The sequence below is a fragment of the Ornithinibacillus gellani genome (genome assembly GCF_003730295.1).
Lineage (GTDB): Bacteria > Bacillota > Bacilli > Bacillales > Amphibacillaceae > Ornithinibacillus_A > Ornithinibacillus_A gellani.
The window spans coordinates 24,070-35,598 of record NZ_QTSZ01000024.1; the positions used below are offsets into that span (position 1 = coordinate 24,070).

Genomic DNA, 11,529 nt, shown 5'->3' on the forward strand with positions numbered 1-11,529 from the left:
TCTAATAAAAATGCAGGGAGAGAGAATGAATATGGCAGTTAAATTACCTTTTAAAGCCGACCATGTAGGTAGTCTACTAAGAACGGAACCTATTAAACAGGCTAGAGAAGCATATGCAAATGGGAAAATAGACCAGGCAGCTTTGAAAGAAGTAGAGGATAAAGAGATTGAGAAACTTGTTCAAAAACAAATAGAAGTAGGACTTAAATCCATTACAGACGGTGAGTTTAGACGTTCCTATTGGCATTTAGATTTCCTATCCGGGTTAGAAGGGGTGGAACAGTTTGAAGCATCCTATATAAATAATTTTAAAGGTGCCAAGACAAGGAATGATGCTATTAAGGTAGTGGGCAAGGTAGGTTTTCATGATCATGATATGCTAGAACATTTTACGTTCTTACAAGACGCAGTGGAGAAATATGGTGATGGAAGCCAGATTGCTAAGTTTGCCATACCAAGTCCTAATATGTTATTCACCAGAATTCAGGGTGATGAGTATTATCATGGAGACAGAAATCAGTTTTATCAGGATACAGTAGCAGCGTATCAAAAAGCGATTCAAGCGTTTTATGATGCAGGTTGCCGCTATTTACAATTGGATGATACTTCCTGGATTGATTTTCTTTCAGAAGAACGGATAAAAGCTGCGGTTGAAAAATTTGATATGGAAGTAGAGGATATCATTAGCACCCGTGTTCAGTGTTTAAATGATGTTCTTTCTAAAAAACCTGATGATATGATCATTACCATGCATATTTGCCGTGGAAACTTTAAATCGACTTACATAACAAGTGGTGGATACGACCAAATATCGGATGCTATTTTTGCCGATATTCATGTCGATGGACTCTTTTTGGAATATGATGACCAACGCTCAGGCGACTTTGAACCGCTAAAAAGTTTCAAACACGATGACAAGACGATTGTCCTCGGATTAATTACATCTAAATTTCCTGAACTGGAAGATGCAGCTGTGATTCAAGATAGAATAAATGAAGCGAGTCAAATCATTCCTTTAGAAAATCTGGCATTAAGTCCGCAGTGTGGATTTTCCAGTACGGAGGAAGGAAATATCCTAACGGAAGAAGAACAATGGGATAAAATACGCCATACGATTAACATTGCTAATCGGGTTTGGGACTAACTCGTTTGACCTAATGAAAAGTGAAAACCAGTTTTTCTATCGAAACTTCGTAGAAAAGCTGGTTTTATTTTGTCGCCGCATTTGTTGTGACATACTTTGAATGAAGCGGTTAAAAGCGGGATGAAAGAAGGAAAAATTTTATATTTTACATACTATTGTCTCTTCGCTGGAATCATGCGGCTCCTATTCTATGAAGAAGCATAATAGACAATCAGCTGTTAGAAAATAGGGTGTAAATATAAGGGGAATATAGTGGAAGCCCCCGCATGTTGGATAAACATACGGGGATTTCCTTTTCAAATTATGGTACGCTGGGCTGGCCAAAATGAAAACGAACAGTCCTAACCAAAGTTTTGGCAAAGTTGATTATTTTTTATCCAAACATGAATAATGGTCGTCATACATGGATTACTGTGCTTTCTGATTGACTTGTGGAGTACTATGCTTTGGTCCTCTAAATAAAACCAAAATGGCGATGATTCCGCTTATACCAATTAACATCGGATAAAAGGTAAAGGGGACGATAGATGCTGGTGTGATGGAAGCAAGCCCAGCAGCTGCCAGCATTTGACCGCCATACGGAATAAGCCCTTGCATACAGCAGGAAAATAAATCAAGAATACTAGCTGAATGTCTTGGTTGAATATCGTACTTGGTAGATATATCCTTTGCCAATGGACCTGACATAAGAATGGCTACAGTGTTGTTCCCAGTAGAAACGTCTACTGCACTGACAAGTCCGGCAATACCGAAAGCTGCGCCTCTTCTTGATTTTATTTTACTAACAATATAATTTAAAAGAAATTCAATTCCACCGTTATGCTTAATAATTTCTACCATACCACTGATTAAAATGGCAATCATCGCTAGGTTTTCCATTCCCATGATTCCATCTCCAGCAATTCCTAAGTATTCAAAAAAGCCAAACGAACCATTCATTAAACCAATGATTCCGGAAAAAACAATCCCACCAATTAATACGATGAGCACATTAACTCCGAGTACAGCAATGATTAATACTGCTAAATAAGGAAGAATGGTGATGAGACTATAGGGCTGTCCATCGCTTATCGTAGTTGTTCCAGCTGGTATAAACGCAAAGATAATGGCGGTTATTATCGCTGCCGGCAAAACAATTAAAAAATTCGTCTTAAATTTATCTTTCATGTTTGCTTTTTGCGTACGGACTGCAGCGATGGTCGTGTCAGATATCATGGATAAATTGTCGCCGAACATGGATCCGCTGATAACCGCTCCCAATGCTAAGGAAAGATTTGTTCCTGTTGATTCGGCAATTCCAATCGCGATGGGCGCAATAGCTACAGTTGTTCCAGTTGAAGTTCCCATGGAAATGGAGATAAAGCAACTAATCACAAACAGACCAACCATTAATAAATTTGCAGGTAGTAGAGAGGTCCCCAGGTTCACGATAGAATCTACTGCCCCTGTTGCTTTTGCTACAGATGCGAAAGCACCAGCCAAAATAAAGATAAGGGCCATTAAAATAATATTTGAATTTCCGCCACCTTTACAGAATATCTCTACTTTTTTTGCGAAGCTTTCCTGTCGGTTCATGGTCAATGCGAATAGACTAGCAATTAAGATGGCAACAATAACGGGTATACTGCGAAAGTCTCCGGTAATAGCCGCTGTTCCCAGGTATAAAAGAATGAATACGACAAAAGGTAATAAGGCATATGGATTTCCAGCAATGTTAGTTTTTTTCATGTGATCACTTACTTTCTTTAAATATTAGATATTGTACTTCGTCCGTTTTCAAAATATAGGTAATACAGATCCATTCATTTGGAATGCCGCCGAATGACATCAGCTGTAACCGTCCCTTCTTAGTCATTTTTTCAATAAAAAAACCTTCCTTAAAAAAGATAAGGAAGGAAATACTGTAAATGCGCTTCTTATCTTTCACAAATGCTGGATTTAGCACCTTTCTATCCTAGAAGGTTGCTGAAGTATCATCGGGCCAGATCCCTAAACTTCTCTTAATAAGAAAATTTATTCAATTGTATATAATACTAATTCATAGTTAGTGGATAAGTCAAATGAGAATGAGGAAAAATAATTTTGTCCTGAATATGAATTATTTTTATAAAAAAATATGCCAAAGATGGTAAAAAGCTCATATTCATGCAAAAGCTTGTTCATATGCCGTTAGTTCATCAGTTTGAATGGGTATATAACTTATACATCCAAATTTGGAAATGCAGAAATGAAAGTATCAGGAGGATTTACAAGGTGAAAGGTAAAAAAACAAAAGCAAAGAAATTAAAGAAAAGTGACATAACAGTTGTTGACACAGATGTTGCCAGAAAAGCCGTCGTCGCTACCGCGATGGGGAATGCGATGGAGTGGTTTGATTTTGGAATATATTCCTACTTAGTCGTTATTATTTCCGAGGTATTTTATTCCGGTATCGATGATTCTTATCGATTAATATTTGGTTTTGGTACATTTGCAGTTGCCTTTTTGGTCCGCCCAATAGGTGGGGTAGTATTTGGGCGCTTGGGTGATAAATTAGGCCGTAAAAAAATATTAGCACTGACGCTTATCATGATGGCTGTTGCTACATTTAGTATTGGATTTATTCCTTCTTATGAAAGTATCGGGATATGGGCACCAATTTTATTATTACTTGCCAGACTTGTACAAGGTTTTTCTACCGGTGGCGAATATTCTGGTGCGATGACATTTATTGCAGAATCCGCCCCAGATAAACGACGTGGGTTTATGGCAAGTGGTTTAGAAGTTGGAACATTGGTAGGATACATTGCCGGTTCTGGAGTTGTAACCATACTTACGTATATGCTGGGAGACCAGGCCATGCTCGATTGGGGATGGAGAATTCCATTCTTCATTGCAGGGCCAATCGGAATTATTGGCTTGTATTTAAGAAACCATCTAGAAGAATCCCCAGCTTTTGCGAAAATGGAGGAACTAAAGGAAGAAGCCGAAACAGGGAGTCAATCCATCTCGTTAAAAGAGATGTTGATTTACCATCGCAGGCCGCTAATCATCGCAATTATTTTGGTGTTCTTCTATAACGTCATTGACTATACTGTCTTGACTTATATGCCATCCCATTTATCTGATGTACTTGGATATGGTAATACAAAAGGTTTATTGCTTATTCTTATCGTCATGTTCATTATGATCCCGATTGTACTATTAATGGGACATTATGGTGATCGAATCGGAAATAAGCGGATTATTATTGGAAGCTTAATTGGTATGGTTGTGTTAGCCATTCCAGCATTTAAACTAATCGAAACTGGCAGTAATATACTCGTGTTCTTTGGATTACTTATTATTGCAGTGCTATTATCTGCACTCCAGGGAACAATGCCATCACAGCTTCCTTCCTTATTCTTTACGGAGGTACGCTATAGTGGCTTATCCATCACGTATAACGTCTCTGCATCCTTATTTGGTGGAACCGCACCATTGTTGATTGCGTGGTTAATTAATATTACAGCATCGACATTTGCACCAGCATATTATCTTATGTTTGCAGCGGTAATCGGGATTATTGTCGTCTCCATCTATGTTGAAAATACCTCTGGTAAACCATTACGCGGCGATGCGCCAGCAGTTGCAGAGGAAACAGAAATTAAGGAAGTGCTGGAAGACATGGAAGCCTTATGGTGGAGAGAAGAACAACAAGAAATCAAAGAACGTATGGAAGAAAATAATAATGAAACGGGAGATAAATAATAATAAATATACCAAATTGGTCCCCATTCCAAAGCGCGGAATGGGGACCGTTAAAAAGATTGTTAGATGAACTTCGTGTCGCTTATGAATATATAGAGATAGTGCCATTGGATAAGAAAATTTTTATCCAAGTTCGTACATCTTTGACTGATAGTGAAGCACTACAAAAATATATTGAAAAGGTAAAAAGAAAATTGGAAGACCAAACCAATTATAAATTGTATGCCTTTGATATATCGGCATCTGGTTCAGATGTGGTTGTTGGAGATAATTACACCCTGTCGCCGACGACAGATTTACAAAAAAATATTACTCAATTAGCGCATGCATTAACGGAAAAAGAAAAATACAAGGTAATTGGATTTTCTTATAAGGAGAAACCCTTAACTTTTGAAATAAGAACTTCCGCTAGTGCAAAGGATCAATCACACAGTCAACAGCTTGAAGAAATAATACATGCGTACTTTCAATCGCCAGATGTTGTTACTTCATTAAAAGGGGAAACGTATGAAGTTATTATTTATAGTAAAGATGAAAAAAGAATTAATTGATTCATGGACCATATGAATTGTATTAATGTCCTAATCATAATGTCCACAAACTTTCTGTAGTTTCTTTTGCTATGGTCCTTCGCGCAAAGCGTTTTTATCCTTGGTTAATTATATGTAGAACAAGGTGTACGGGCTTAAAGTGAAGCGCAATATAAACATTTGTATAATTTAATATAGAAGTTGGTGTAATATTTGTAAAAATTTGAAAATAGGGTAAAATATATGGAAACCAGTATGTATTAAGAATTTCGCACCATTAAGCTTATAATTTGTTTACCCGTTTCAGAATCCAAATTTCCCGTTGGCTTCACTTATCTGAAATCACCATACCGTCTTTCATTGAAATGATACGGTTTGCTTTCGCTGCCAGTGCAGTGTCATGTGTAACAAACAGGACACTGCACTGCTCTTTTTCATTTAGTTCCTTTAATAATGCAAAAATCTGCTCTCCTGTTCTCGTGTCAAGGTTGCCAGTAGGTTCATCAGCCAATAACCAGCTTGGTTTATGTACAATGGCACGTGCAATTGCAACACGTTGCTGCTGACCTCCAGATAATTGGGACGGAAGAGAATGATGTTTATCTTGGAGTCCTACTTGTTTAAGTACCTCTATGGCACGTTCTAATTTGTCATATGGTACTTTCCTTGTAAAAAGTGGGGTAAGCACGTTTTCTATTGCAGTTAAGGTTGGTAAAAGATGAAATTGTTGAAAAATAAAACCTATTTCTTGAAAGCGAAAATCAGCAATTTTATTTTTATTTTTCATTTGTATTTGTTCGTGATCATAAGTAATTATGCCATCTGTCGGTTCGTCCAGTGTTCCAATTAAACTTAATAAAGTTGACTTACCCGATCCAGACGGACCAATAATTGCAGTGAATTCCTTATTTTTAAATGTCAAATTGACCTGTTGAAGCGCGATTGTTTCAGTTCCACCTTTCCCAAAGGCTCTTGTTAACCGCTTGCATTCTATTCGATTGATTAATATTCACACCCCTTAAAATATATTTCTGTTTGAAGTAGCCTTTGTACGATGTATGCTATTTAACTTAATTTTTATCAAAAACAGGCGAGAAAAATCCTTCTTCAAGCGCGTGAAGGGCAAAGCCCAGCGATAAGTGGGAGATGAATCGCCTTCGGACAAGGGATTGCTTTAGCAATCTCAATTGTCCGACAGCTTGAAAGCATATGTAATGTGAAAACTTCATTTAGTGGGGGTTTCTCTACCCCCCACTGAATGTTAGTTGAACAGAATCGGACCTTTAAGGGAAGTTGATCCCCCACTTCAATCAGACCGTAAGGTCGATAAGTGGCGGGTAGTTCAAAACAACTTGCTAATTATCCATAAAATTATTTGGAAGGAGAAATATTCTTTATCCATTTTGTATATTCAGAATAGTTTAAGCATACCGATGCTATCTCTCCTATGATAGCGATAAATGTTATAAACAATCAAGTGTAGGGGCATTCATTCTTTTGGATTTAACTGGTCTATGAGGCAAAATCCCTGAATATCTAATTCAACAGGATTATAATATAAGTGTAAGAAGAATTGGAGGAGATTTTCAATGGAATCACGAATAGATTATTATCAGGTTGCACCTCAAGCAGCAAAAATAATGATGGACTTTGAAAAGTATATTAAATCCACCAATCTTGAATCCACTTTATTGGAACTAGTGAAAACTCGTTCTTCACAAATAAATGGTTGTGCATTTTGTTTAGATATGCATACAAAAGATGCACGAGCGAATGGCGAGACGGAACAACGCCTATATGCATTAAATGCTTGGCGCGAAACAGATTTTTACACGGAAAAAGAACGTGCAGCCTTGGACTTAACAGAGGCTATTACGGAAATATCCACAAATCATATATCAGATGAATTATATCATCACGTTCGCACGTACTTTAATGAAAAGGATTTTGTGGATTTGGTATATGCGATAAATACAATCAACAGTTGGAATCGCCTTGCAATAACGATGCGGGTAGTCCCTGGAAACTATCAACCAGCAAAAAATTAGATACAATGATAAAGGGATATATTTACATCTCTCAATGGAAAATCGGGTGGCTTTTTGCTCAATTTTTTATGTGTTTTAGTATTCCCTGTTTTGATTTCTTTTGTAAGGATACAGTTGAATTAAATTTTAGGAGAAGTATACTAAAAGAAATGTATAACTTCGCTTTGAAACGGCGATGTGGTTAGACATGTACAACATTTATACCATTCGTGATATTGGAGGTGGAGCGGTGAAAAAAGTATTCATAGCTGGACTTGAAATGCTTCGGATTATCCTAGTTTGTTTGTTGGTCGGAGGGCTAATAGGGTTTGTGGTTATAGAAAATATATATCCAATCTGGAATTACCCGCATGAAAAGGATTGGATGGGCGCCTTAGGAATTCTAGTATTGATGTTTGTTTTATATAGAAATCGGCTTCAATTTAATGGATTTTATCGCAGTGAAAAAAATGCAAAGCTGTCTCCTGCAGTTACGACTGTACTGATTACGGTTTCTGTTATTATGCTAGCAATGCCGCCTATAATCGGTAAGATGGTAGGGTAGTCGTTATGTTTAAATTTGAGTTCTGCTTACGCAAATTCATTTATAAAAATCAAGCTTTTTCCAGCTATAAATGCCTAGGTTGTGGTCACTAACTAACCACCATACCTGGGCATTTATTTTATATATCACGCTAAGTAAATGATTGTAGGCATTTGTGATAAAATAAGTTAAATATTATATCTATTTTGAAATTCACATGCAAGTCACGGTGTGTGGAGCGGGGGATAATGGTTGAGGAAACTAAAGAAAAAATATGTCTTCTTTTTTATAGTTATGTTTACCACCATCATGGCAATAGGCGGCGGTATTTCAGCAGAGGATAAGCGAAAATCGGAACATGATTTAAGCCAACTAGATGCGACAAAAGATTTTTATACGGATTTAGATGGGGAATGGTATTTCTTTAAAGAAAAGCTATTGACGCCGAATGAGACTAGAAGTTTAAGCAGTAAGGGAATGGGAGAAATCGTTTCACTCCCTGATTCTTTTGATGATCATACAGGTGAAATGAATTCTTTTGGTACCTATATGACAACGATTAAAATCCCTAAGGAATTTGTGGGAAAGTCGCTTGCTATTCATGTACCTTATCAATATAGTGCTTATACGCTATATGTGAACCAAAGAGAGGTTGCAAAAAATGGCGTGGTGGGACAGGATTCACTTTCACATGATGCGGAGATGTCGCCAAGAATCGGTTATTTTGTTGGGGAATCCGGTGAAATGCAGCTTACCATCCAGGTATCAAGCTTCAATCATATTCGTGGGGGATTGGAGAATTCCATGTATTTGGGTGAATCATCAGTTGTTGCCAATAAATTTAATGCTAATATGATTGGTACACTATTTGTGAATGGATGTATTTTTATTATTGGACTGTTTATGGTTCTTTTTGCTATGTACCGTAGGCAGGAGCACGTGTTTTTAATTTTTGGTTTGTTCGCAATGCTTATTTCTGTTCGCGCAATATTTGCTGTGCCCTTTTACTATAGCCTCATATTCCTAAATATGTCGTGGTTATGGGGTACTCGATTGGAGTACATTTTGACTGAAGCAACTTCCATGTTTTATGTCATTCTTTTATGGAAATGGCATGAAAAAGAGTTTTCCAAGAAGATTATGCAAGGACTAGTTTTTGTCCACCTGGCACTTATAATAGTGACATTATTTACACAGCCCATGTTCTTTCAGGCACTCTTTTTTAAGGTGTTTTATTTAACGATTCCAACCTTTTTCTATTTGATATACGTCATATACAAGAGCATTCGTAATCAAAACCGAATTGCAAAGATCAATTTGATTGGAATGGGGATTATCTTCCTTGCTTTCTTTAATGACTTTGCAATTGGACAGAACTTCTATCAATTTTGGAATTTAATGTTGCCTGCGGTTGCTGTTTATGTTTTGATTCATGTCATATTAATGAGTAAGGATTTTGCAAAATCTATTCGGAAAACAGAGCAACAAAATGTACAGCTTTTGGCTTTAAATGATTCCAATGAAAAGCTTGCTGCTCAACTTCAAAATGAGTTGAAACAGAAGGATGATTTTCTTGCGAATACGTCTCATGAGCTTCGAAATCCACTTCATGGATTGATTAATATTGCACAATCTATTTTGCGTAATCGTTCCAAGCAATTGGATGAAAAAACAAGGGATGACTTAACGCTCCAGCTTACAATTGGGAATCATATGTCAAGGACACTGGAAGATTTACTTGACATCACGCGGCTAAAGGAACATCGAATTCAGCTTTTATGTGATCGTATGGATGTTCAATCAGTTACAGCACTTGTGATGGATATGCTCAAGGTTCTAATCGAAAATAAAAACATTCACATGGAAGCTTGCATTCCCAAAGACTTCCCTCATGTGGTAGCAGATAGAAATCGATTGATCCAAATCCTGTTTAATCTGCTTCATAATGCAATTAAATACACAGCGGAAGGAAGCATTAAGGTTACTGGAGAGATAAATGCAGATATGGCCTATATACATATAACAGATACTGGAATTGGTATGGATGAAAAAACGCTTCATTCCATATTTGATCCCTATGAACAAGGTGATTCCAGTATGACAGCAATTGGTGGTGGTCTTGGACTTGGATTAAGTATTTGTAAGCAATTGGTAGAACTCCATGGCGGAAAGTTAGAAGCAACATCTGTGTTGGGTGAAGGCTCGGTATTTACTTTTTCGTTACCAGTTGCAGAAAAAGATTTTGAAGGGCAAGTGGCAGCAACGGCCCCACCCATTCCGATAAATGATTTCGAGTTAAAGGATGCACCGATTACATTACACGCTATGACAGAGACCGTTTCCCAAATTCGAGATAAATCTATGGCATATAAGTCAAAAGTTTTGGCAGTGGATGATGATCCTATCAATTTGAGGGTATTACAAAATATGCTTCCAAAAGATCAATATGAAGTAGTAGGTGCTACGAGCGGACAAGAAGCATTTGAGAAATTAACCTGGAAGGAATGGGACTTGGTGATTTCTGACGTTATGATGCCAGAAATGTCGGGTTATGAATTAACAAGATTGATACGAGAGAAATATTCTATTTCGGAATTACCTATATTACTTTTAACTGCACGGGGAAACTCAGAGGATGTCTATGCCGGCTTTCTAGCTGGGGCAAATGATTATGTTAAAAAACCAGTTGATGCAGTGGAACTTCATGTTCGGGTACATGCCTTAACAAATTTACAAGCCTCCATAAAAGAACGATTAGCAATGGAGGCTGCTTGGCTGCAGGCACAAATCCGCCCGCATTTCTTATTAAATACACTCAATGCAATTGCTTCACTAAGTGAGATTGATACAGATAGGATGGTACGCTTGATGGAGCAATTTGCCCATTATTTGCAGCGTAGCTTTTATTTAAAAAATACAGATAAGCTTGTTCCACTTCAGTACGAACTGGATTTACTTGAATCATATTTATACATTGAGAAGGAACGATTTGGAGAACGATTGCAGATAAAATGGGAAGTAGATGCAGTTGAGGATGTGCTCATTCCACCACTTTCTATCCAAACCCTAGTAGAAAATGCAGTGAATCATGGTGTGTTAAAGCGGATTGCTGGAGGATTAATCACAATCCGAATCTGTACCATAGATCATTATACAGAAGTATCTATTATGGATGATGGTGTTGGGATGGAGGAGGAAACAATAAAGCAAATATTTACAATTAAACCTGAGCGAAAAGCAGGTATTGGGTTAATGAATACGGAACAGCGACTAAAACGGTTGTATGGGAAGGGGCTGCAGGTTGATAGTAAACCAAATGCTGGCACCACCATATCATTTACAGTGCCGAATCCCATCTGACGGATAATTATTCAATTGTACTTTTGCCTTTCCACCTCACAGGTAGCTTGATGCTATCTATGAGGTGGTTTTTGTGTGCGAGGCATGCACATATTCTATAAGGTTAAAGTCCTGAGCCGTGAAGGCAGTAGTAACGGTTAGCTCAAGACAAGGGTGTCCATCGTGAGATGGAATCTGAAGGAAGTCAGCGGCAAA

At 37.5% G+C, this 11,529-nt stretch carries 8 protein-coding genes and 1 riboswitch; of the genes, 6 read left to right on the forward strand and 2 right to left on the reverse strand.

The features are described 5' to 3' along the window. Positions 1-25 precede the first annotated feature (25 nt). Positions 26-1,144, forward strand: coding sequence for a 5-methyltetrahydropteroyltriglutamate--homocysteine S-methyltransferase (locus DX933_RS07550; protein WP_123315859.1), 1,119 nt, complete (start codon positions 26-28; stop codon positions 1,142-1,144). A gap of 408 nt (positions 1,145-1,552) precedes the next feature. Here DX933_RS07550 and DX933_RS07555 read toward each other — a convergent pair whose 3' ends face one another. After that, entirely contained in the window at positions 1,553-2,872 is a 1,320-nt protein-coding gene (locus DX933_RS07555; RefSeq protein ID WP_123315860.1) for a Na+/H+ antiporter NhaC family protein, read from the reverse strand. A gap of 185 nt (positions 2,873-3,057) precedes the next feature. Next, a riboswitch (SAM riboswitch) is annotated at positions 3,058-3,154 on the reverse strand. 243 nt (positions 3,155-3,397) lie between these two features. Between DX933_RS07555 and DX933_RS07560 the strand changes: the two genes are divergently transcribed. Further along, positions 3,398-4,873 carry an MFS transporter gene (locus DX933_RS07560; RefSeq protein ID WP_223805911.1) on the forward strand — a complete coding sequence of 492 codons (1,476 nt, stop codon included), beginning with the start codon at positions 3,398-3,400 and terminating at the stop codon, positions 4,871-4,873. A 59-nt stretch (positions 4,874-4,932) separates the two neighbouring features. Beyond that, positions 4,933-5,424: a hypothetical protein gene (locus DX933_RS07565; protein ID WP_123315861.1), complete on the forward strand. Its 492-nt coding sequence runs from the start codon at positions 4,933-4,935 to the stop codon at positions 5,422-5,424. Positions 5,425-5,731: 307 nt separating this feature from the next. Here the strand turns inward: DX933_RS07565 and DX933_RS07570 are convergent, their stop codons facing one another. Then, on the reverse strand, positions 5,732-6,406 hold the full coding sequence (locus DX933_RS07570; RefSeq protein WP_190279449.1) for an ABC transporter ATP-binding protein: 675 nt from the start codon (positions 6,404-6,406) through the stop codon (positions 5,732-5,734). Between the two features lie 586 nt (positions 6,407-6,992). Here DX933_RS07570 and DX933_RS07575 point away from each other — a divergent pair. The 3 genes from DX933_RS07575 (at position 6,993) to DX933_RS07585 (ending at position 11,334) form a co-directional block, all read left to right on the forward strand. Next, entirely contained in the window at positions 6,993-7,451 is a 459-nt protein-coding gene (locus tag DX933_RS07575; protein ID WP_123315863.1) for a carboxymuconolactone decarboxylase family protein, read from the forward strand. A 187-nt stretch (positions 7,452-7,638) separates the two neighbouring features. After that, positions 7,639-7,995, forward strand: coding sequence for a hypothetical protein (locus DX933_RS07580; RefSeq protein ID WP_145962267.1), 357 nt, complete (start codon positions 7,639-7,641; stop codon positions 7,993-7,995). Positions 7,996-8,226: 231 nt separating this feature from the next. Beyond that, positions 8,227-11,334 (forward strand): hybrid sensor histidine kinase/response regulator, encoded by a 3,108-nt coding sequence (locus DX933_RS07585; RefSeq protein ID WP_123315865.1) that lies wholly within the window; start codon positions 8,227-8,229, stop codon positions 11,332-11,334. The last annotated feature ends 195 nt before the right edge of the window (positions 11,335-11,529 follow it).